Here is a 22,337-nt window from a genome sequence, read left to right on the forward strand (position 1 = left end):
GTGCGGTTACTTCCCTCCCGTTCCAGTGTGCGCCCCCGCGCCGCCGCCGAGCGGGCGCAGGGTGAGCGTGTAGTCGTAGGCGCTGTCGGCCTTCACCCGGTACTGGTCGCGCACCGGGTTGGGGGTGTCGCCGGCGCCGGTGACCGCGTGGTCGGCGTGCAGGGTGTTCCAGCCGTCGTTGCGCTTGAGGAAGTGCGGATAGGCGGCCCGGTCGAGTTCGTCGTACGCGCTGGCGCCCGCCTCCAGATCTCCGGAGACCAGCAGTCCGGCGCCGCCGCGGTCGGTGAGGGACGCCCAGCACACATCGTCGTGGTTGCCGTGGTCCTGGGGCTTCAGATACTCGACGTACTGGTCCTCGACCGAGGAGGCCCAGACGCCCATGGGGGTGCCGTCCTTACGGTCGTTGAAGTTCTCCACCGGTCCGCGCCCGTACCACCGGAAGGTGCCGTACCGCTCGGGCACCTTGAGCCGGAGACCGATCCTGGGCAGATAGGACAGAGTGCGGAAGTCGCCGCGCGCCTCGACCTGGTGCCGGATCCGCACCTGGCCCGCGCCGTCGATCCGGTAGGCCACGGTCTGGCCGAAGGACGCGCCGGTCACATCGGGCGCGGCGGCCGTGGAGCGGACGGTGACGGTGACCGTGCCGTCGTCGCCGGGGGTCGTCTCGACCCCGTCGACGGTGGTGCGCAGCCGGTCCAGGCCCAGGGTCCGCCAGCGCTTGCCCTCGGCGGTGCCCCAGTCGGAGCGCTCATTGCTGATCGGGGCGCGCCAGGCGTCCAGTTCGGGGCCGGAGCGGAGCAGTTCGCGGCCCGCCACGCGCATCGAGGTGAGCGTGCCCTCCTTCTTTCCGAAGGTGTACTGGAAGTCCTCGCCGCCGACCCGCACGGTGTCGCCGCGCTCGACGGCCTTGGCGGGCTGGTCGGCCGCCGGGGCGGGGGCGGGCTCGGGCACCTTGTCGCCGCCGACCGCGAACTGGCCGAAAGACACCACATGCCCGGCCTTGGCCCAGTCGGTGGAGTGCGCGGTGACGGCCCGCACGGTCAGATGGCGCTCATAGCCCCCGGGATTGGCGGGCGGGGCCGGGAGCTGGACCGTGGCGCTCTCGCCGGGCCCCACGTCCAGGGCGCGGGTGCCGCTCGCGACGGTCCGCGCGCCCTCGGTCACCGTCCAGCGCAGGGCGAGATCATCGGTGCCGGTGAAGGCGCGCTCATTGGTGACCTTCACCTTGCCGGTGCGGGCGCCGTCCTCGCCGCCCGGGTCGGTGATCCGGATCGGCGCCTGCACCCAGGCGAGCTGGGCGGTCTCCGGCTCCGGGTCGCGGTCGGCGGTGACCAGGCCGTCCACGCCGGACTCATAGAGCCCGTAGGAGAGGTAGCTGCCCTTACGGGTGAAGTCGTCGAAGTCGAGCGCGATCAGGGCGTCGCCGCGGGGGTCCCGGTCCTGGGCGAGCGGCTCCGCGCCGAGCGCCGTGTCATAGACCCGGACCTGGTCGATGGTGCCCTTGGCGGTCCGGCCGGTCCAGCCGTCCTCCATGGTGTCGTTGTTCCGGCCGACGCCGAGGTCGAAGCCGGTGTAGTCGATACGGCCGCTCCACGCGGTCTCGGTGAGCTCCTTACCGTCGGCATAGAGGCGCAGCGCGGTGCCGTCGTAGGTGCCGGTGACCCGGTGCCAGGCGCCGGTCCAGCCGTCGGGCACGGGGGCGGTGACGGTGCGGGGCTTACCGCCGCCGGTGATCGTGAATTCGAGGGTCTTCTCGTCCTTCATCCGCAGGACGTACTGGTCACCCTTGCTGACGATGGTGAAGTCCCCGGTCCAGGGCTCGGCCGGTCTGACGCGGGCGTCGAGGGTGACGGCGGTGCCGGTGAGGTCGAGCTTCGGATCGCGGTAGATCTCGACGAAGTCGTCGAGACCGGACAGATACAGCGCCTTGCCCTTTCCGCCGTACCCGTCGACCACGTTGGGCTTGCCGGAGAGGGAGGCGGCGATGTCGTTGCCGGAGGAGTCGGGGGTGGTGATCAGCGGACGGCGGATGTTCTGCTCGGCCCAGTCCCAGATGAAGCCGCCCTGGGCGCTGGGGTAGGCGCGCATCACCTCCCAGAACTCGCGGAAGTTGCCAAGGCTGTTGCCCATGGCGTGGGCGTATTCGCCCATCACGATGGGCTTGGTGAAGGTCTTGGCCTTGGCTTCGAGGGACGCCGGGGTCGGGTAGCGGGGTCCGGCGATGTCCGCGTAGGGCGCGTCGCCGTCGGGGCTGTTGGACTGGTGGTAGAGCGGGCGGGTGGGCTCGTTCGCCCGGGTCCACTTCGCCATCGCGTAGTGCGCCTTGCCCAGCCCGGCCTCGTTTCCGGTGTCCCACATGATGACGCTGGGGTGGTTCTTGTCGCGCTCCACCATGCCCTGGTGGCGCTCCAGGAACGCCTTCTGCCATTCGGGGCGCTCGGCCAGGCAGTCGTTCGGGCAGTTCTCGTGGCTGTGGGTCTCGACCTCCATCTCGTCGTCGATCAGGATGCCCTCGCGGTCGGCGAGTTCGTAGAGGTACGGGTCCGAGGGGTAGTGGGAGGTGCGGATCGCGTTGACGTTCAGCCGCTTCATCAGCCGGACGTCCTGTTCCATCCGGGCGCGGGTGGCATGGCGCCCGGTGGTGGGATCGGTCTCGGCGCGGTTGACGCCACGGATCAGGACGCGCTTGCCGTTGAGCGTGAGCTGCTTGTCCTTGACCTCGATCTCACGGAATCCGACGCTCTGGCGCACGGTCTGGATCGCCTTGCCGTCCGGATCGCGCAGGGTGAGCACCAGCGCATAGAGGTTCGGCGTCTCGTCGGACCATTTGGCGGGGTTGGCGATCCGCCCGGTCAGCTCGGCCTTCCCGGCCTTCTCCTCGGCCGTCAGACGCCGTATCTCACGCCCCTTGGGGTCATAGAGCACCCCGGTGACCTGATGGGGTCGGCTCCTGTCGCCTCCGGTGCGCGCGATGTCCACTTCGGTGCGCAGCGTGGCGTCCCGGTAGGAAGCGTCGAGATCGGTGGTGACGTACGCGTCCTCCATGCGGGTCGTGGGCGTGGAGTACAGCGATACGGAGCGGAAGATGCCCGCGTAGCGCCACTGGTCGTAGTCCTCCAGATACGATCCCGCGCTCCAGCGGTGCACCTGGACGGCGATCCGGTTGGTGGCGCCGGGACGCAGATAGTCGGTCACGTCGAACTCGGCGGACACATAGCCGCCCTGGTCGTAGCCGACGTAGTGGCCGTTGATCCACAGGAACCAGCCGGAGGTGACCCCGTCGAAGCGGATCACCTGCCGGCGCCCGTCCCAATTCCGCGGCACCGTGATGTCGCGGACGTACGCCCCGGTCGGATTGGTGTCACGGGGCACCTTGGGCGGATCGTCCGGGGCCACCTCGCTCTGGACGTTGCGGAACACCGGATGGTCGAGGTCGTCGGTCTGCCAGGTGTGCGGGACCTGGACGCGCTGCCAGGCCGAGGCGTCGTAGCCGTCCTTCCAGAAGCCGCTCGGGGCGTCCTCCGGCCGGTCGGCCATCGCGAACCGCCAGGATCCGTCCAGGCTGCGCTCCCAGGCCTTGCGGTCGGGTCCGTCCGGCCGCAGCCGGGTGTGCGGGGGTTCCTGGCCCTCGCCGGTCCGCTCCGGGTCCTCGAGGTACGTATGCACATCGGCGGGGAACTTGCCCGCGTCCGACGATCTCCCGACGGCCGTGTCCGCGGCCGTGAGACCGAGGCCGACAGCGGTGGTCATGGCGAGCACCGCGCCGATCAGTCGCCGTATCCCATATCTGCCGCGTTCCGAGCTCAATCCGACCCCACCTCACAGATTCGGAAGAAAACCAACACAGCTGAACAGCGACGCACGGTATTCATCGGTAAAGAGATCGTCAACAGGTCGTGCGGATCCCGGTGTTGAGCCAGTGGCGGCGGAAGGTTTCACAGCGGTGCTGCGACAGCAATACTGATGAACCCGATCGGGCAGCGGCCCGGCGGCGCAGGACGACGGAGCAGGACGACGCGGAGAGCGAGGCACGGCCGATGACCACCCCCGGCACCGAGGAACCCACCCTCACCGTCGATGAACTGGCGGCCCGCGCCGGGGTGACCGTGCGCACCGTGCGCTTCTACGGCACCCGTGGACTGCTGCCGCCGCCGGCGATCGGCCCGCGCCGGGTCGGCCACTACGGCCCCGAGCACCTCTCCCGGCTCGCGCTGATCGAACAGTTGCAGCGCCACGGCATGACCCTGTCCGCCATCGAGCGCTATCTGAGCCAATTGCCACCGGATCTGAGCGAGGACGATCTGGCGCTCCACCGGGCCCTGGTCGCCTCCTGGGGCCCGGACGCCCCCGAGGAGACGACCCGCGAACAGCTGGACCGGCGGGCCGGGCGGGAGCTCACGGAGGAGGACATCGACCGGCTGGCCGCACTGGACGCCCTGGAGCGCACCGACGACCCGGATCGCTTCCGCATCGACCCCAAGGTGCTCCATCTGGGGCTGCGGCTGCTGGACGTGCCGATCGAGATGGAGACGATACGCACGGCCCATACGGTCGTCCTGGAACACACCCGCTCCGCGGCGCGCGAGCTCAGCCGGCTGTTCCGGGACGAGGTGTGGGGACCCGAGCGCGATCACGAGTCCGGGAGCGGACCGGAGCGGATGCAGGCGAAGAAGTCACTGTCGGCCCATATGCAGCCGCTGGTGGTGGAGGCGCTGGTGATCGCCTTCCAGCGGTCGATGAAGCATGAGCTGCGGGCCTGGTACGGGCAGGACGCGGACTGAGCGGCGGGGTGTGAGGCGGGGCGCGGGCGCGGGCCGTGAACCGGGCTGGGGCGGAGGTGAAGCGGGGCGCGGACGCGGGGTGAGCCGCGGGCTGCGGGCGCGGACTGGGATGCGGGGAGCGGGCGCGGGGTGAACGGCGGGCTGCGGGAGCGGGGTGAACCGCGGGGAGCAGGCGCGAGGTGAACCGCGGGCTGCGGGCGCGGACTGCGACGCGGGGAGCGCGCGCGGGGTGAACCGCGGGCTGCGGGCGCGGACTGCGACGCGGGCTGCGCGGGTCCGAGGCGGTGCGCCCCGGGCCGCGCGGCCCGGGGCGGTGCTGCGGCCGACCGACCGCCCCGGGGCGCCGGCGGCGGTGGTCATTCGCCGCCGGTGAGCGCGGCGGCGAGCTCGTCGGGGCGGGCGGCGAACGGCGAATGGCTGCCCGGCAGCGACCGTACGGTGAAGGGCTGGTCCGGCATGGCCGCGTCGGCCTCCGCGATCATCAGATCCTGCATCGCGGGGGTGCACGCCCAGTCCTCGGCGCACCGGATGAAGGTGCGCGGGATCCGCCCCCACCGCTCCCGGGTCAGGGCGATCGGGGTGGTCGGCACCGCGAAGGGCAGATCGGGGCTCAGGGCGTGGTACCAGCGGGCGAAGGACTCGGCCGGGACGTCGTGGTAATAGGTCAGCCGCAGCTCCTCCACGTACGCCGGATCGGCGGAGTACGGATTGATCCGGAACGCGCCGATGGCCTCCGGGTCGCCCAGCATCAGCCCCTGCCCCCGTACGGTCGCGGTCTGCTCGGGGGCCGCCAGATAGTCGGCGAAGCGGGGGCGCCCGGCGGGAACGAAGGACGACAGATGGATCAGCTCGTCGACGAGCTCGGGGGCCCGCTCCGCGGCCAGCGACGCCGAGGCGCCACCGGCGCTGTGCGAGACCAGGGCGACCTTCCGGTAGCGGCGCACCGATCGCAGCGCGGCGACGACGGCCCCGGCACACTCCTCGAGGGTCAGCCCGGCCAGCGCCGACTTCTCGGTGGCGAAGCGCGGCTGGCCGGGGAGGTGGAGGCCCGAGGGCAGCGGTGCCTCGAAGCCGTGTCCCGGCAGGTCGACGGCGAGGCTCGCCGCGCCGCGCCGGGCCAGGGCGCGCTGGGTGGGCGCCCACTGCCAGGAGGCGTGCCAGGCGCCGTGGACCAGCACGAACACGGTGCCGGAGGCGGGGTGGGCCTCGCTCACGGGGTGGGAATCGTTCGACGGCATTCTGGGGCTCATGGCGCTCATGGAGAACAGTCCACCGCCACGGAGCGGCGTTATCCACCACGATATCTGACAACCCCGCCGCCGATATCTCCTGGATATCGGCTCGGATATCCTCGGTCCGATGGAGTCACGACATCTGCGGTACGCCCTGGCGGTGGCCGAGCATCAGCACTTCGGACGGGCGGCCGCCGCCCTCGGGATCGCCCAGCCCCCGCTGTCCCAGCAGATCGCGGCGCTGGAGCGGGAGCTGGGCGCCCGCCTCTTCGACCGTACGGCGCGTGGGGTGTTCCCGACCGCCGCGGGCGAGGCGTTCCTGGCCAGGGCGCGCCGGGCGCTGGCCGAGATGTCCGCCGCCGTATCGGACGCGGGCCGGGCCGCCAGGGGCGAGACGGGGCGGCTGCGGCTCGGCTTCATCGGCTCGGCGCTGCTGGAGCTGCTGCCGTCCGTACTGGGCCAGTTCATCCGGGAGCGCCCCGACGTGCGGCTGGGGCTGCAGGAGATGACGACGTGCCGGTCCACGGCGGCGCTGCTCGCGGGCGAGCTGGACATCGCCATCGGGCGCGGCGCGCCCCGGGGCGCGGGTGCCGAGGATCTGGTGTCGGTCACGGTCGGCCGGGACCATCTCGTGGCGGTCGTCGGCGCCGCCCATCCGTTCGCCGGGCAGTCCAAGGTGAGCCTCGAGCAGCTCAGGGGCCAGCATCTGATCGTGGCGCCCGCGGATGAGGAGCCGGTGGTCGCCGCCTGGCTGACCGCACTGCTGGACGAGGGCACCGAGGCGCCCGCGCGGGCCGGTGGGGTCACCGAGGCGTGGGATGCGCACACCATCATCGGGCTGGCCTCGTGCGGGGTCGGGGTGGGGCTCGGCCCGGCCTGTCTGCGGGTGGCGGCGCGACCGGACGTCCGGGTGTGCGAGGTGAGCCCGCGGGTGGAGCTGCCGGAGCTGGTGATGTCCTTCCGCGCCCAGGACCGCTCCCCCGTGCTGGCGGCCTTCCTGGACATCACCCGTGAGCGGTGCCCAGGGGTGGGCGAGCGCCTCGAACGCCGTCTGGGCGCGCGCTGACGGGCCGACCCCGACCGACCGGCCCATCAATCCAACCGCTCCCGCGCTAGCAAGCAGCCCCTCCAACGCTTGAGGAACAGGACCCAGAGGCGGAGCCCACAACCCAGCCCCTCCAACGCTCGAGGAACAGGACCCACGGGCGGAGCCCACAACCCAGCCCCTCCAACGCTCGAGGAACAGGGCCCACGGGCGGAGCCCACAACCCAGCCCCTCCGGCGTTTGAGGAGCGGGGTCCGGGGGCGGAGCCCCGGCGGGGGCCGGGGCTGGGCCCCGGTTGCGGGAAGGGGCGGGGAGGGGAAAGCGTCGACACGCGGCTCAGCCGCGCGGCCCGCCGCACGCCCCTAGTCCGCGAAGCGCTCCCCCCGCTCCGCCTTCTCCACCAGCAGCGCGGTCGGCGCGAACCGCTCCCCGTACGCCGCCTCCAGCTCCCGCGCACGGGCCACGAATCCGGCCACGCCGCCCTCGTAGCCGTTGATGTACTGCAGCACCCCGCCCGTCCAGCCGGGGAAGCCGATGCCGAGAATGGAGCCGATGTTGGCGTCGGCGACGGAGGTCAGCACGCCCTCCTCCAGCAGCCGCACTGTGTCGATGGCCTCGCAGAAGAGCATCCGCTCCATCATGTCCTCGAGGGAAATGCGATCGCCGTCACCACCGGACCCACCGGAACCCCCGGACCCACCGGAACCCCCAGACCCACCTCGCCCGAAGTGCTCCCGCAGCCCCGGCCACAGCCGGATCCGCTTGCCGGTCGCCTCGTCGTACTCGTAGAAGCCCGCCCCGCCGCTGCGGCCGGGCCGCCCGAACTCCTCCACCATCCGGTCGATCACCGCGTCGGCCGGATGCGGCCGCCACGTGCCGCCCGCCTCCTCGGTCGCCCGGCGCGTCTCCTCGCGGATCTTGCGCGGCAGGGTCAGGGTCAGCTCGTCCATCAGGGAGAGCACCTTGGCCGGATAGCCGGCCTGCGCCGCGGCCTGTTCCACGGAGGCCGGGTCGACGCCCTCCCCCACCATCGCCACGCCCTCGTTGAGGAAGTGGCCGATGACGCGGGAGGTGAAGAAGCCGCGGGAATCATTGACGACGATCGGGGTCTTGTTGATCTGCCGCACCAGATCGAAGGCGCGGGCCAGCGCCTTGTCGCCGGTGCGCTCGCCCTTGATGATCTCGACCAGCGGCATCTTGTCGACGGGCGAGAAGAAGTGCAGTCCGATGAAGTCGTCGGCGCGCTGCACCCCCTCCGCGAGCAGGGTGATGGGCAGGGTGGAGGTGTTGGAGCACAGCAGCGCGTCCGGGGCGACGACGCCCTCGATCTCCTGGAACACCTTGTGCTTGAGCGCCGGGTCCTCGAAGACGGCCTCGATGACCGCGTCACACCCCTCGAGGTCGCTCAGATCGCCGGTCGGGGTGATCCGGGCCAGCAGCTCGTCCCGCTTGGCCTCGGTGGTCCGGCCCTTGGCGAGCGCCTTGGCCAGCAGCCCCTCGGCATACGCCTTGCCCTTGGCGGCGGCCTCCACGGACACGTCCTTGAGGACGACCTCGATGCCCGCCTTGGCGCATGCGTACGCGATGCCCGCGCCCATCATCCCGGCGCCCAGCACCGCGACCTTGCGGACCTGACCGGGCTCGATCCCCTGGGGCCGGTTGGCCCCGGAGTTGACCGCCTGCAGATCGAAGAAGAACGCCTGGATCATGTTCTTGGCGGTCTGGCCGACGACCAGCTCGGTGAAGTACCGGGCCTCGATGGTCTGCGCGGTCTCGAAGTCCACCTGGGACCCCTCGACGGCGGCGGCCAGGATATTGCGCTGCGCCGGGTAGGGCGCGCCGCCCAGCTGCTTGCGCAGATTGGCGGGGAAGGCGGGCAGGTTGACGGCGAACTTCGGCTGCGCCGGGGTGCCGCCCGGGATCCGGTAGTCCTTGGCCTCCCAGGGCTGTGCCGACTCGGGGTGGGCGTCGATGAACGCCCGCGCCTGGGCCTGCATCTCCTCCGGGGTGGCCACGACCTCGTGCACCAGCCCCGCCTCCTGGGCGCGCCGGGGGCTGTACCGCGCCCCCTGGAGCAGCCACTTGAGCAGCGCGTCGGTGACGCCGAGCAGCCGTACCGTACGGGCGACGCCACCGCTGCCCGGGAGCAGGCCCAGGGTGACCTCGGGGAAGCCGATGCGCGACCCGGGGGCGTCGAGGGCGATGCGGTGGTGGCAGGAGAGGGCGATCTCCAGTCCGCCGCCGAGCGCCGCGCCGTTGATCGCGGCGACCACGGGCTTGCCGAGGGTCTCGATCCGGCGCAGCCCGCGCTTGATGCGGAGGTTCTTCTCGTAGATCTCCTGGGCCTGGTCGGGCCCGACGCGAAGGAGGTCGTTGAGGTCGCCGCCAGCGAAGAAGGTCTTCTTGGCGGAGGTGACGATGATGCCGCGGATGGTGTCGCGCTCGGCCTCGACGCGGTCGGCGATGGCGTCGAGGGAGTCGATGAACGCGGCGTTCATGGTGTTGGCGGACTGGCCGGGGTCGTCGAGCACCAGGGTGACGACGCCCGCGTCGTCCTGCTCCCAGCGGATGGTCGAGGCGGTGGTGGGGTGGCTCATCTGAGGTCTCCAGGGCGAAGGGGAAGGGCGCGGAGGGCGGGGCGGGGGGAAGCGGGAAACGGCGCGTCTCTAGAGCCGCTCGACCACCGTCGCGATGCCCATCCCGCCTCCCACGCACAGCGTCACCAGCCCGAACCGCCCGTCGCGCCGCTCCAGCTCGTCGATCACCGTGCCGAGGATCATCGCGCCGGTCGCGCCCAGCGGATGGCCCATCGCGATCGCGCCGCCGTTGACATTGACCTTGTCCAGGCTCAGCCCCATGTCGTCCACGAAGCGCAGCACCACCGCCGCGAACGCCTCGTTGATCTCGACCAGATCGATGTCGTCGATGGTCAGCCCGGCCTTGGTGAGCGCCTTACGGGTGGCGGGAGCCGGGCCGGTGAGCATGATGGTGGGGTCGGCGCCGGAGACGGCGGCGGAGACGATCCGGGCGCGCGGGGTCATCCCGAAGCGCTCGCCGACCTCGCGGTTGCCGATGGCGACCAGGGCGGCGCCGTCCACCATGCCCGAGGAGTTCCCGGCGTGGTGGACATGGTCGATCGCCTCGATCCAGTGGTACTTCTGCAGCGCGACCGCGTCGAAGCCGCCCGCCTCGCCGATGGTGGCGAACGACGGCTTCAGGCCCGCCAGGGTCTCGGCGGTGGTGCCGGGGCGGATGTGCTCGTCCCGGTCGAGGACGGTCAGCCCGCTGCGGTCGCGGACCGGGACCACGGAGCGGTCGAAGTACCCCTCCTTCCAGGCCCGCGCGGCCCGCTCCTGGGAGAGCGCGGCGAAGGTGTCCACGTCATGGCGGCTGTAGCCGCCGGTGGTGGCGATGAGGTCGGCCCCGATGCCCTGCGGTACGAAACCGGTCTCGTAGTTGGTCATCGGGTCGGCGAACCAGGCGCCGCCGTCGGAGCCCATCTTCACCCGGGACATCGACTCGACGCCGCCCGCGAGCACCAGATCCTCCCAGCCGGAACGGATCTTGGCGGCCGCCAGGTTGACGGCCTCCAGGCCCGAGGCACAGAAGCGGTTCTCCTGGACGCCCGCGACCGTGTCCGGGAGCCCGGCCGCGATGGCCGCGATCTTGGCGATGTCCGAGCCCTGGTCGCCGAGAGGGCTGACGACGCCGAGGACCACGTCGTCGATGGCCGCCGGGTCCAGCTCGGGGAACCGCCGCCGCATCTCGTGGATCAGGCCGACCACCAGGTCGACGGGCTTGGTGCCGTGCAGGGCACCGTCGGCCTTACCGCGCCCGCGCGGGGTGCGGATGGCGTCGTACACATACGCTTCGGTGCTCACTTCAGCGGCCTTTCAGGAGAGGGTTCGGGCCGGGACGGCTCAGGGGGGCGGCGGGATGCGGACGGGGGTTCATGACGTCCATACGGGGGTTCACGCCGTCCATCCAGGGGTTCATGACGTTCCTGACGGGTTTCCCTCGACGAGCGAGGTGACTCCCCAGTCGCGCGCCACCTCGGCGGTGTCCGCCCCAGGGCGGACGGGCGCGCGGCGCACCGCGCCCGGCGTGGCGGAGAAGCGCGGGGCGGGCGCGGGCTGGGTGATCCCGCCGTGGTCGACGAAGGTGGAGCGGGCGGCGAGGTGCGGATGGGCCGGGGCCTCGCGCAGGGACAGCACGGGGGCGACGCAGGCGTCCGTGGCGCTGAAGACGGCGGTCCACTCCTCGCGGTCGCGCTGCTTGAAGCGGTCGGCGATGGCGGTGCGCAGCGCGGCCCAGCTGTCGAAGTCATCGCGGGCCGGGGCCTGGTCGGCGATGCCCAGCAGCTCGATGAACTCCGCGTAGAACTTGCGCTCCAGGGGCCCGACCGCCATATAGCCGCCGTCGGCGGTCTCATAGGTGCCGTAGAAGGGGCAGCCGCCGTCGAGGAGATTGGTGCCGCGCTGGTCGCGCCAGCCCCCGGCGGCCATCATGCCGTGGATGGCGGAGGTGAGATGGGCGGTGCCGTCGACGATCGCGGCGTCCACGACCTGGCCGGTGCCGCCCGCGCGGGCGTGCTGCAGGGCGGCCAGGACGCCGATGACGAGATACAGCGAGCCTCCCGCGTAGTCCCCCAGGAGGTTGGCGGGGGCGATGGGCGGGCCGTCGGCGGCGCCGATCATGCTGAGGGCGCCGGTGACGGCGATATAGCCGATGTCATGGCCGGCGGTGCGGGCGAGCGGGCCCTCCTGCCCCCAGCCGGTCATCCGGCCGTAGACCAGCCGGGGGTTGCGCGCCAGGCACTCCTCCGGGCCGAGGCCCAGCTTCTCGGTGACCCCCGGGCGGTACCCCTCGATGAGGATGTCGGCGCGCTCCACGAGGTCGAGCACGGCGGCCACGCTCCCCTCGGCCTTCAGGTCGAGGAGCACCGAGCGCTTGTTGCGGTTGGTGAGGTCGTGGTCCGGGTCGATCCGCAGGCCGCCGGCGCTTCCGGGGCGGTCGACGCGGACGACATCGGCGCCGAGGTCGGCGAGGACCATGGCGGCGAACGGGCCCGGCCCGATCCCCGCCAGCTCCACCACCCGCACTCCGGCCAGCGGACCGGCCCCCGTCGCCCCGTCCTCCGCCGCCACCGTCATGCCGTCCCCCAATCGTGTGACACCACCGCTGTAACACCGCCGATGCTAAGAACGCGTCCCGCATTCCACAAGCCCTCTCCTGGGCCTGTGGACAACCAAGCCCCTTGCCCGGCAAGCGGGTTTGGTCCCTGCGGCGGCACGGCGGGCCGGGTGTGGCGCCGACCGGCCTTGCGGGTCAGGTCTTCTCCCTGTCCGGCCCCGTCATCGACAGCGGCTGTTCGGGCACGAGATGGTCCTCGTCGCCCGCCGGATCGGTGAGCCTGCCCAGCCGGCGCGGCAGATCGGAGCCGACCAGCACGATCACCACCAGCGTCAGCCCGAAGGTGAGCACCGCCAGCGCCCGCCCGAGGGACATGCCCTCGGCCAGATGGGCGCCGAGCACCGGCGCCACCGCGCCGCCGAGGGCCCCGGTGTTGTAGACGAAGCCGAGCGAGGCCGCCCGCGTCGGAGTCGGGAAGTGACCCGCGATGTACTTCGGCAGGATGCCGGAGATCCCCTGGCTCAGCGCGAGCAGGAAGAACAGCAGCACGCCGAGCCCGACCAGGGTGTCCTGCACCGCGAACACCGGGAAGACGAAGGCCAGCGAGGCGAGCAGGGTGTAGACGTAGGCACGCCGGGTGCCGAGCCAGTCGCCCGCGAACCCGGCCAGCCAGCAGCCGGCCATCGTCCCGAACCCGGCGTAGAACATCACATCGGTGACCTCGGACGGGGTGTACCCGAGCTGTTCCTTCAGATAGGTGGGCAGCAGCGCCTGGATCGGCCAGCTGTAGAGGAACGCGCAGAAGACCGTGCATGTCAGGGCCACATACAGCGGCCAGCGGCGCCGTCCGCCGAGCTGGGCCGCGAAGGCGATCAGACACCCCGCCGCCAGGAGCGACAGCGGCCAGCGCCAGCCCGCGCCCGGCGGGGTGAAGACCAGGAACAGCGCGACGCTCGCGGCCACGGCAAGCGCCGTGTTGACGCTCGCGCGGGAGCGTCCGGTGAACAGCGGCCGGAAGGGGTTCGGCCGCGCCTTCGCCGTCGCCACCTCCTCGTGCCAGTCCCCGGCCTCCGGAAGCGCGCGCCGCACCCACAGCGCGACCAGCACCGGCAGCACGCCGATCCAGAACATCCAGCGCCAGCCCCAGTGGGGAACCACCCACTTGTAGAGCTCGGAGGCGAGGATGGTGCCGCCGGAGTAGCCCGAGATCAGGAAGCCGGAGGCGCGGTTGCGCAGCCGCGCGGGCCAGCTCTCCAGGACATAGGTGGCGCTCGCGCTGTATTCACCAGCCATGCCCATGCCAATCACAAGCCGAGCCGTGAACATGCTGATGTAGTTCCAGGCGAACCCACAGGCGAAGGTGCCGAGCGAGTAGAGCAGAATGCTGACGATCATGGCGGCCTTACGGCCGTAGCGATCCCCCAGCGCGCCCAGCACCGCCCCGCCGAGCCAGCGGGTGATGAAGGCGCCCGAGACCAGGCTCGCCGCCGACGCCGTGCTCAGGTCGAATTCGTCGGCTATCTCGGTCAGGACGAGCGTGATCAGTACGAAGTCGAAACCATCGAGCAGATAGCCGATCCAGGCGGCGAACATGGACTTCCACTGACCCCGCGAGACCTCTCGGTACCAGGGCACCGTGGTGGCTTCGGTCATGGCAACAGCCCTCCCTCCTCCAGAAGTTGACGTACGGTCTTGACGGCCGCCTCGCCCAGCGGCACCTGGGGCGCGGCGGTGTCCGCGCACTCGATCACTCCCAGCAGCCGCAGCGCGGCCTTGAAACCGCCCAGCCCCGCCGAACTGGCGCCCATCAGCGCCGGGTCCCCGGCATCGGTGATGGCGAAGAGGGCTGCCAGCCGGTCCTGTTCGGCGGCCGCCTGCTCCCAGCGCCCCGCCCGCGCGTGCTCATACAGCCGGACATAACCGGCCGGGTCGACGTTGGCCAGCCCCGGGACGACGCCATGGGCCCCCGCCAAGAGGGCACCGTCCACCGACAGTTCGGAGCCGGTGAGCACGGTGAAGGTGTCGTCGAGGCCGCGACGGCGGACCTCGACGAGCATCCGCCGCAGCGCCCCGTCGTCCCCGCTGCTGTCCTTGACCCCCGCCAGGGTGGCGTCGGCGGCCAGCGGAAGCAGGATCGAGGACGTCAGCTTGGAGTGGACGGAGACCGGGATGTCGTACGCGAACAGCGGCACGTCCACACCGTCGCGCAGCCGCCGGAAGTGGTCGGCGATCTCCAGGGGATGGGTGCGGGTGTAGAAGGGCGCGGTGGCCACGACGGCGTCCGCGCCGAGTTCGGCCGCCGTACGGGCGTGATCGAGGACCCGCGCGGTCGTCATGTCGATCGCCCCCGCGAGGACGGGCACCCGGCCGTCCACGGTCTCGATGACCGCCTCAAGGGCCGTGACGCGGCTTCGGTCGCTCAGATAGGCGGCCTCGCCGCTGGAGCCGAGCGCGAACAGCGCGCTCACCCCCGCGTCGATCAGCCGCTCGGCGAGCGCGGCGAGGGAAGCGGTGTCGACCTCGCCCGCGGGCGTGAGCGGAGTGCACAGGGGCGGAACGACACCGGTGAGGGGAGCCGGAAGACTCATCGACACCCAGCCTTCTGAATAGCAGGACAATTAGGACGTGGGACGTCCTATGTTCGGGGCCGAATCTGACGGAGTGCCATCGCGCTGTCAAGTACATTCCCCCGTCAGCGCCCCGTCCGAATCCCGCCAGCACTCCGGCGGCCCACCGGCCAGTCTGGAACGCATGAGCGAGAACTACGAGATGCGGGCCATCGCGCCCGAGGTGCTGAAGCAGCTGCGGATCACGGACGACGCGGGAAACCCGCCGCGCGTGGTGGTGGAGGACGAGGAGGGCGGCAGCCCGATGCGCTGCTGCGTGGGCCGGAGCCGGCCGCACGAGACCATCGCGCTCGTCTCCTACGCCCCGCTGCGCCGCTGGGCACAGGAGACGGGGGCCACGCCCGGCCCGTACGACGAGGTCGGCCCGGTCTTCATCCACCCCGAGGAGTGCGACGGCTGGACCGGCCCCGGGATCGCGGAAGGCATCCGGGGCGAACGGCGGGTGCTGCGGGCGTACTCCGCCGAGGGCAACATCCTCGGCGGCCGGCTGCTGAACGACGGCGAACCGACGATCGAGGAGGGGCTGGCGGAGCTGTACGCGGACCCGCGGGTGGCGGCGGTGCATGTGCGCGCCGTCGAGTTCGGCTGCTTCCTGGCCGAGACGCGGCGGGTCTGACGGCGGTGTGAGGGCGCCGCGAGGGCGCTGCGAGGGCGTTCTGACGGCGCTCCGACGGCGCGCTGCCGGTGAGGCCGACCGGGCTCCGTCAGACCCGGCGGCTCCTTTGACGCCCCGGAGCTGCTTCACGCCCCGGCGGCTGCATCACGCCCCCGGGGCTGCATCACGCCCCCGGGGGCTGCCTCACGCCCCAGGAGCCACTTCGGCCTCGGCGGCTTTCAGGGCCCGGCGGCACAGCGCGTCCGCGCGCCGTGTCGTCTCGGGCTGCCGGAAGTCGCGGGCCAGATGCAGGGTGTACGCGCAGGCGTCCGCGATGGTCACCCGGTGGCCGACGGAGACGAAGAGCGGCTTCACACCGTCGCGGGTGCGCAGCGCCCGGCCGACCTCCTCGTCGCCGTCGAGCAGCGGCGACCAGTCGCCGCGGCGCGGCCCCGGGTCGGCGTGGCGGAAGCCGAACGGGTTCTTGGCGACGCCGATGGTGGGCAGCCCGGTCAGCACCCCGAGATGGCTGGCCAGCCCGAACCGGCGGGGGTGGGCGAGGCCGTAGCCGTCGCACACCACCAGGTCGGGGCGGCGGCCGAGCCGCCGGTCGAGGTCGCCGAGCGCGTCGAGGACGGCAGGGATCTCACGGAACGCCAGCAGTCCGGGGACGTACGGGAAGGTGACCCGGCCGACCGCGGTCGCCTCCGCGACGACGGCGAGGCCCCGGGCATCCAGGGCGACGGCGGCGGCCGCGACCAGGTCGCGCTCGTCGTCGTACGCCACGTCCACCCCGACGAGCACGCCGGTGCCGGTGCCCGGCTCGGGCAGCTCCCCGCCGACGACCACGGACGCCCGCGTCCGCTCCTGGACGGCGATGGCCTCGGCCTCGGTCGTGGGCCAGTCGCGGGGCAGTTCATATCGTGGATCGACGGCGCTGGTCATCGTGTGGCTCACGTTACTAGCCTGCACATCATGTTCGTACTGGAGATCACCTACACCGCCTCGGCCGACCGCGTCGAGGCCGCCCTCCCCGAACACCTCGTCTGGGTGGACGACCACTTCGCGAACGGCACCTTCCTCGCCTCCGGCCCCAAGAACCCCCGCGACGGAGGGGTCATCCTGGCGCTCGGCGACGACCGGGCGAGGATCGAGGAGATGGTGGAGAGCGACCCCTTCATCGTGGCGGGCGTGGGCGAGTACACGATCACCGAGTTCCTGGCCACCCGCACGGCCCCGGCCCTCGCCGAACACCGCCAGGAGCGGCCGTAAGGAGCCCCTTGGGGCTTATGCCTTGAGAGAGGCGATGAACGTGGCCCACGGTGCGGCGGGGAACAGGATGTCGGGGCCGTCGGGGTTCTTGGAGTCACGGACCGGGACGAGGCCCGGGACGTTGTCGGCGACCTCCACGCAGTTGCCCCCGTCGTTGTTGCTGTAGCTGCTCTTACGCCACGCGGCGGTGCTCAGGTCCGTGGTTGTGGGCATGAGTTCAGTCCGTCTTGAGGCTTGCAATGAACGTGGCCCATGATCCGGCAGCGAATATGAGAGCGGGACCATCGGGGCGCTTGGAGTCACGGACCGGGACGAGGCCCGGGAAGTTGTCAGCGACCTCAACGCAATCGCCGCCGTTGTTGTTGCTGTAGCTGCTCTTACGCCACGCGGCAACGCTCAGGTCCGGGGTGGTTGGCATGGGGTCCATTCCTCCATCACGGCTCGGATCATCGCCTCGGAGTCGCGGGGCGAGAGGGCCATCGCCCTGAGCAAATCGTAGTTCTCCCTGCGTTGTGCGACATCCTCCTGATCCTCGATGATCATTCCGGACTGGCTGCTCTCGTCGTAGGCCACCGGCGACTCGCCGTGAATCGTGAAGAGCGTCAGTGAACCGCCTGCCTCAATGTGTCCGCCCGCCGTGAAGGGCAGCACCTGAATGATGACGTGGGACTGCGTCCCGCGCTCAAGTAGGGACGACAGTTGGTCACGCATCACCGCTGGTCCGCCGACCGGGCGGCGCAGCACGGCCTCGTCGAGAATGAACCAGCAACGCGGCGGCTTGGCCCGGTCCAGCAACACCTGCCGATCGATACGAGCCTTGACCATGGCCTGAATCTCCACGTCGGGGGCGTGGGGGAAGCCACAGCGCAAAGAGTGCTCGGCTAGCTCAGGGGTTTGCAGGAGGCCCGGGAAGGTGGCGCCGACGTACTTCTCGATGATGACCGCTCGGCTCTCCAACTCGATCATTCGCCGGTACTTGCCCGGGAACGGCTCGTTCTTCGCCAGCGCATAAACCCGCGCGAACATCCCATCCGTGCCGAAGCACGCGTCCAGCTTCGCCGGTAGGTCGTCGTATGGCAGTGATTCGGCCGCCTCGATGCGCGCTAAGTGCGACTTGCTGTAGTTCAACACCTCGGACAGCCGCCGCAGCGACATGTCCGCCTTCTCGCGGTGGCGGCGGATCTCCGCGCCGAACAGGTCGCGTGCGGAGCGGTCGGGGAAGAGTTCGCGTGGCTGGAACGGCATGGGTCCATCCCTCCTGGTCCCGCTGTCCGGCTGGGACCGCTGGCTTGTTTTGAGCTTACGCTCCGGAGGGCAACGCACTTGACACGTTCCGTAATTGAGCCCCGGTGGCCGCACGCACTACGGGACGTCCGGGGGACCACGCGGCGGAGCCGCATATCCGTGCCGGGCGAAGCCCGGTCCGGGGTCTGGGGCGGAGCCCCAGTTGTGGGAAGGGGCGGGGAGGGGAACAGCCCGCCGCAGGCCTCAAGCCCCGGCGGGCACCCCTACTGGGCCTAGTGGGAGACGCAGAGCCGGACCACCAGCGAGACGCAGCCCCGGGAGTCGCCGGAGCCGGAGCCAGAGCCGGAGCCGGGATCGGTCGGCTTGGCCGTGGGCCGCTGCGTGGGCTCGTCCGTCGGCTGCTGCTGCGTCGGCTCATCCGTGGGCTGCCCACTCGGCGTGCCCTCCGGGTCCGTCGTCCCGCCGCCCGTGGGCTTCCCGGTCGGTTCGTCGGTCGGCTGGTCCGACGGGCCGCTCGACGGGGAGGACGAAGCGGAGGAAGAGGGCGAGCCGGGCGAAGACGGCCGGGACGAGGGCGAAGCGGAGGAAGAGGACGACGGCGCCTTCCGCGAGGGCGAGACGGCGCTGGACGGCACATCCGCCGGGGAGTGCCCCGTGGGCACGCCCGACGTGGACGGCCGGTTCCGGGACGCCTCCCCCGGAGCCCCCGCCCGCGACCCGCCCGAGTGCCGCGAGGCCCTGGACGTGGCGGACGTACCCGAAGCCGACGACGAGCCGGACGAAGCGGAAGAACCCGATGAATCAGAGGAGTCGGATGTGTCCGATATGGACGGCGCCGACGCCCCGGCCGGCTGCTGGGCCTCCGCCGAGCCGCCGTCCGTCAGCGCGAGCCCGGTCATGACCGCGGCACCCGCGACCAGCAGCACCCCGCCCGCGGCCGCCGCGACCGCCACCGGCCCCGCCTGGCGCACCTGCCCGCGGACGAGGTGGCGCATGGAACGGCGGGAGGAGACCAGCGGGCCGTTCGAGGGGGCCGCGTGCGCACCGCCGGCCGCCAGGGCGCCCACTCCGGCCGCCCCTACGGCGCCCACCGCGGCGGCGGCCGCCAGGGGCGCCAGGAACCGCGCCATGCCCCGGTCGTACAGCGCCAGCAGCGCCGGGCCGGTCAGCGCGGGCAGCCGGTCGTCGGCCGCCACGAGCTGCTCCATCCGGCCCCGGCAGTCCCGGCAGCCGTCGATGTGTACGGCGATCCGCTCGGCCTGATGCGGGGAGTCCGTGCCCTGCACATGGCCGGGCAGCCGCTCCCAGTGCTCACCGCACGCGGCGCTCGCCGGATAGCCGGGCTGGGCGCGCAGGAACTCCTGGCGCACGCTCCCCCGGACGCGCTCCACCAGGGCCGCCGCGCCGTCCGGGTTCACTCCGGTCCGCCACGCCACCTCCTCCGGCGGCAGCCCGTCCACCTCGGTGAGCCAGAGCACCTTCACCCAGCGCTGCGGCAGCTCATGGAGGACCTGCACGAGCGGTTCGAGGTACGACGCCTGCTGCGCCGGACCCCAACCCCCCGCCCCGGCCGAGAGCCCCCTCACGGCGCCCGTCAGCTCGGCGGGGACGGCGTCGGCACCGAGCGGGTGCCCGGCGCGCAGTCGGCGCCACACGCTGTAGTGCGCCTCGGCCACCAGGTCTCCGGCAACCCAGGGGTTACCGGTAAGAGTTCGGGCATATCCGCACAGACGCGAATATTCGGCTTCGTAGATACGGGTGTAGGCGGCCGCGTCGAGCGGTGCGTGACCTTCGGTCATGGTGGAACAACCCCTGGGGTGGGTGCCTCGTCACTGCCGCCGTTCTGTAACAGCTCCGCACGGCGCCCCGAGACCTTGCATGGTTTGGCAAGCCTAAATGCCGTATGTCCCCTCGAAAAAACACTCGTGACGCACGTCACGTCGAAAGCGGGTGCACTGCCCTGATCGCCCAAACGTCTTAACCCTCGAAAGGGCGACGCGCCCCGCACCTATCGCAAGGGAGCCGACGTGACCACTGTCATCGATCAAGCCGTCCAGGCACAGCTCATCGCGTCGACGCCCGAGTCACGCGCGATTCCGGCGTGCCTGCGCTATGAGCGGGACGACCCGTTCGCCGTCCGTGTCTCCTTCCCGCCCTCCGCGTCCCTCGACGGCTCCGCGGTGGAGTGGACGTTCGGCCGGGAGCTGCTCTCGGCCGGGCTGCGCGGCCCGGCGGGGAGCGGGGATGTGCAGATGTGGCCGTGCGGACCGCGGCGGACGGTCCTGGAGTTCCATGCCCCCGAGGGCATGGCCATGGTCCAGTTCGACACCGCGGATCTCCGCAGATTCCTCGGCCGCTCGTTCGCCATCGTCCCCGAGGGCAGCGAGGCCGGGGCGCTCGACCTGGACCAGGGGTTGGCGTCGCTGCTGAGAGACGCGTGAGCCGGAACGGATACGGATATCTGTGAGCCCGCCCGTACGGACCAGTGAGCCTGTCCGTACGGACACCTGTGAGACCGCCCGTACGGACACCTGAAGCCCGTCCGTACGGACACCTGTGAGCCTGCCCGCCCTTACGGACTCCCGTGAGCCGCCTCCGGCGGACACCCGTGAGCCCGTAACAGGCGCTTGAGCCCGCCCTTACGGTGAGGGGGTCAGGTGGCGGTCGCGGTCGTGGTCGCCGCCAGCATGGCCGTGGCGACGGCGGCGGCGAGCGCCGTCCGCACCTGGGCGATCACCTTCTCCAGCACCGGCCCCATGCCCCCGCAGCGCTCCCCCAGGTCGAGGATCCGGTGCTTGCGGACCTTGGCGTCCGTGGCCGTGACCACAGCCCTCAGCTCACCCGCCGCCGCAAGCGTGACCAACGCCGCGTCCCGTTCGGACACTTCGGCCGCCGGCGCGTCGCCGTGCAGTACGCGCACCGCGTCATCCCGCATTCCGGCCACCTGATCGGGCCGTTCCAGGGTGTACTCCTTGGCCGGGAACAGCCCCAGCACCCGCCTCCCCTTCGCCCGCACATACCCGGCCGCCACCATCTGGTCGCGGACCGCGTGCTCGGTCAGCCGCGGTTGATGTCCCACCCAGATCTGCCAGCTGCGCGGCCGGGATTCGCCGATCAGCTCCAGCAACCCGTCGAGCGCCCGGTCTCCCGTGGCGGCGTCGGCCACCGGGCAGGGACTGCCGTCGGTGTCGGTGAGCATGCCCCGCTGAACGAGTTCGGTAAGGGCGGCGGCGCGGACGAGGAGGGCGGTGTGAGCACCGGCGGGCATGCCGGTCTCGGGATCGTAGGAGAGCAGGTAGAGGGAGGCGGCGAGGGAGAGCGAGCCGTTCGGCATGGGAACCTCCGACGGTCGGGCGTCCGGTGGGGCGGCGTACCTCGACCATATCGGCCACGTGCCCCCATGATCGACCCTCCGCCCCGAGGTTCCGGCGGGGCCGGGCGCGTCGTCGTCCCGGGGCTCGGCTGCCCCGGGGCTCGTCGCCTCCGTATAGGGATGTGGCAGGGACCGGGACACGCGGAGATGGCGGCCACGCGTACCCCCGTGTGTACGCGTGACCGCCACCGGCCCCATTCCCCCGTCGGCCTCGCTCGGGCCTGTCACCCCCGTGGGCCCGGCGGGCCATGTGACCCCCTGTCGGCCCTCTGGGCCGAGTCCTTCGTCGGCCTTGTCGGCCCCCAGCTCCCGCGCCCCCGTCAGGGCGCCGTCAGGGCGCCGTCAGGCCCCGCTCACGGGTGGTACAGCTTCACCACCGCGGTCGTGGTGGTCCGCTTGAAGTCGGCCACCGGTGCCTGGTCGAAGCCGCCCATCTCGCCCCACGACACGACCGTGACGGTCCGGCCGTCGCGCCCCACTCCGATAAGGTGGATGCCTTGCTCCGAGTCCGGGTACGAGGTGTGGACGCCGTAGACATGGGCGCCGTCCTCGGCCGTCAGCGCGCCGTAGTCCCGGCCTGAGGCGGTGCCCTCCGGATAGTCGCGCACCCAGTCCGCGGCGCAGTTCCGGATCTTCTTCTCGGCCGCGGCGGCGAGCTTGCGGGCCGCCTCCACCGTGCCGGTCCTGATCACGATCTGGGTGGCGCCGGTGTCGTATTCGGTCCAGAACGTGCGATGGGTCGCCCCGGCCGACGGAAGGGTCTTCTCCACGCAGAACGGAGGGGTCTCGGGCAGGCCCCGCGTGACATCACTCGCGTACCAATCCGAACTCGGGTGCGGCGGGAGCTCCCTCGGCACCAGATGGCCGGGGGTGCCCTGGGGTACGGCCGCCTGCGCCTCCGCCCGGGCCGACGGTGCATGGGCCTGGGCCTGGGCCGGCCCGGTCCCGGCCACGGCCACGACGGCGGCCGCGGCCACGACGCCGAGCGCGGCGCCGCGCAATGAGTGCGTGGGCTTGTGTCGCATGAGCTGTTT

19 protein-coding genes are annotated in these 22,337 nt (G+C 71.7%); 5 read left to right on the forward strand and 14 right to left on the reverse strand.

Annotation, left to right across the window (positions count from 1 at the left end):
- Positions 1-6: 6 nt before the first annotated feature.
- Positions 7-3,750 (reverse strand): glycoside hydrolase family 2 TIM barrel-domain containing protein, encoded by a 3,744-nt coding sequence (locus J8403_RS10110; RefSeq protein ID WP_211122879.1) that lies wholly within the window; start codon positions 3,748-3,750, stop codon positions 7-9.
- 287 nt (positions 3,751-4,037) lie between these two features.
- Here J8403_RS10110 and J8403_RS10115 point away from each other — a divergent pair, with 287 nt between their 5' ends.
- A complete protein-coding gene (locus J8403_RS10115) occupies positions 4,038-4,781 on the forward strand; it encodes a MerR family transcriptional regulator (protein WP_211122880.1) in 744 nt (247 codons plus the stop codon).
- Positions 4,782-5,137: 356 nt separating this feature from the next.
- Here the strand turns inward: J8403_RS10115 and J8403_RS10120 are convergent, their stop codons facing one another.
- A complete protein-coding gene (locus tag J8403_RS10120) occupies positions 5,138-6,019 on the reverse strand; it encodes an alpha/beta fold hydrolase (protein ID WP_211122881.1) in 882 nt (293 codons plus the stop codon).
- Between the two features lie 121 nt (positions 6,020-6,140).
- Between J8403_RS10120 and J8403_RS10125 the strand changes: the two genes are divergently transcribed.
- Entirely contained in the window at positions 6,141-7,079 is a 939-nt protein-coding gene (locus tag J8403_RS10125; protein WP_211122882.1) for a LysR family transcriptional regulator, read from the forward strand.
- A 341-nt stretch (positions 7,080-7,420) separates the two neighbouring features.
- Here J8403_RS10125 and J8403_RS10130 read toward each other — a convergent pair whose 3' ends face one another.
- The 5 genes from J8403_RS10130 to J8403_RS10150 all read right to left on the reverse strand — a co-directional run bounded on the left by J8403_RS10130 (position 7,421) and on the right by J8403_RS10150 (position 14,779).
- The gene (locus J8403_RS10130) at positions 7,421-9,655 is read right to left on the reverse strand and encodes a 3-hydroxyacyl-CoA dehydrogenase NAD-binding domain-containing protein (RefSeq protein WP_211122883.1); all 2,235 of its coding nucleotides are present in this window, start codon (positions 9,653-9,655) and stop codon (positions 7,421-7,423) included.
- A gap of 69 nt (positions 9,656-9,724) precedes the next feature.
- A complete protein-coding gene (locus tag J8403_RS10135) occupies positions 9,725-10,939 on the reverse strand; it encodes an acetyl-CoA C-acetyltransferase (protein ID WP_211122884.1) in 1,215 nt (404 codons plus the stop codon).
- Positions 10,940-11,050: 111 nt separating this feature from the next.
- Positions 11,051-12,211 carry a CaiB/BaiF CoA transferase family protein gene (locus J8403_RS10140; RefSeq protein ID WP_211122885.1) on the reverse strand — a complete coding sequence of 387 codons (1,161 nt, stop codon included), beginning with the start codon at positions 12,209-12,211 and terminating at the stop codon, positions 11,051-11,053.
- A gap of 175 nt (positions 12,212-12,386) precedes the next feature.
- Positions 12,387-13,844, reverse strand: coding sequence for a sialate:H+ symport family MFS transporter (locus J8403_RS10145; RefSeq protein WP_211122886.1), 1,458 nt, complete (start codon positions 13,842-13,844; stop codon positions 12,387-12,389).
- Entirely contained in the window at positions 13,841-14,779 is a 939-nt protein-coding gene (locus tag J8403_RS10150; protein ID WP_211122887.1) for a dihydrodipicolinate synthase family protein, read from the reverse strand. Before J8403_RS10150 ends, J8403_RS10145 begins: the two co-directional genes overlap by 4 nt.
- A 163-nt stretch (positions 14,780-14,942) precedes the next feature.
- Here J8403_RS10150 and J8403_RS10155 point away from each other — a divergent pair, with 163 nt between their 5' ends.
- On the forward strand, positions 14,943-15,434 hold the full coding sequence (locus tag J8403_RS10155) for a DUF1203 domain-containing protein (RefSeq protein WP_211122888.1): 492 nt from the start codon (positions 14,943-14,945) through the stop codon (positions 15,432-15,434).
- A gap of 183 nt (positions 15,435-15,617) precedes the next feature.
- On the opposite strand, the gene J8403_RS10160 is transcribed toward J8403_RS10155, so the two are convergent.
- The gene (locus tag J8403_RS10160) at positions 15,618-16,358 is read right to left on the reverse strand and encodes an endonuclease V (protein ID WP_211128169.1); all 741 of its coding nucleotides are present in this window, start codon (positions 16,356-16,358) and stop codon (positions 15,618-15,620) included.
- Positions 16,359-16,388: 30 nt separating this feature from the next.
- Here J8403_RS10160 and J8403_RS10165 point away from each other — a divergent pair, with 30 nt between their 5' ends.
- Positions 16,389-16,685 (forward strand): YciI family protein, encoded by a 297-nt coding sequence (locus J8403_RS10165; RefSeq protein ID WP_211122889.1) that lies wholly within the window; start codon positions 16,389-16,391, stop codon positions 16,683-16,685.
- Positions 16,686-16,700: 15 nt separating this feature from the next.
- On the opposite strand, the gene J8403_RS10170 is transcribed toward J8403_RS10165, so the two are convergent.
- The 4 genes from J8403_RS10170 to J8403_RS10185 form a co-directional block, all read right to left on the reverse strand.
- Complete coding sequence (locus J8403_RS10170; RefSeq protein ID WP_211122890.1) at positions 16,701-16,898, reverse strand: DUF397 domain-containing protein; 198 nt, start codon at positions 16,896-16,898, stop codon at positions 16,701-16,703.
- 4 nt (positions 16,899-16,902) lie between these two features.
- Complete coding sequence (locus J8403_RS10175) at positions 16,903-17,112, reverse strand: DUF397 domain-containing protein (protein WP_425519769.1); 210 nt, start codon at positions 17,110-17,112, stop codon at positions 16,903-16,905.
- Entirely contained in the window at positions 17,082-17,930 is an 849-nt protein-coding gene (locus J8403_RS10180) for a helix-turn-helix domain-containing protein (protein ID WP_211122892.1), read from the reverse strand. The genes J8403_RS10175 and J8403_RS10180 overlap by 31 nt, the downstream gene beginning before the upstream one ends.
- A gap of 272 nt (positions 17,931-18,202) precedes the next feature.
- On the reverse strand, positions 18,203-19,729 hold the full coding sequence (locus J8403_RS10185) for a hypothetical protein (RefSeq protein WP_211122893.1): 1,527 nt from the start codon (positions 19,727-19,729) through the stop codon (positions 18,203-18,205).
- Positions 19,730-19,957: 228 nt separating this feature from the next.
- Here J8403_RS10185 and ssgD point away from each other — a divergent pair, with 228 nt between their 5' ends.
- Positions 19,958-20,371 carry a spore wall synthesis regulator SsgD gene (gene ssgD, locus J8403_RS10190; RefSeq protein ID WP_211122894.1) on the forward strand — a complete coding sequence of 138 codons (414 nt, stop codon included), beginning with the start codon at positions 19,958-19,960 and terminating at the stop codon, positions 20,369-20,371.
- A gap of 212 nt (positions 20,372-20,583) precedes the next feature.
- On the opposite strand, the gene J8403_RS10195 is transcribed toward ssgD, so the two are convergent.
- A complete protein-coding gene (locus tag J8403_RS10195; RefSeq protein WP_211122895.1) occupies positions 20,584-21,264 on the reverse strand; it encodes a GOLPH3/VPS74 family protein in 681 nt (226 codons plus the stop codon).
- A gap of 392 nt (positions 21,265-21,656) precedes the next feature.
- On the reverse strand, positions 21,657-22,328 hold the full coding sequence (locus tag J8403_RS10200; RefSeq protein ID WP_211122896.1) for a hypothetical protein: 672 nt from the start codon (positions 22,326-22,328) through the stop codon (positions 21,657-21,659).
- Positions 22,329-22,337: the final 9 nt, after the last annotated feature.

The sequence above is a fragment of the Streptomyces yatensis genome (assembly GCF_018069625.1).
Lineage (GTDB): Bacteria > Actinomycetota > Actinomycetes > Streptomycetales > Streptomycetaceae > Streptomyces > Streptomyces yatensis.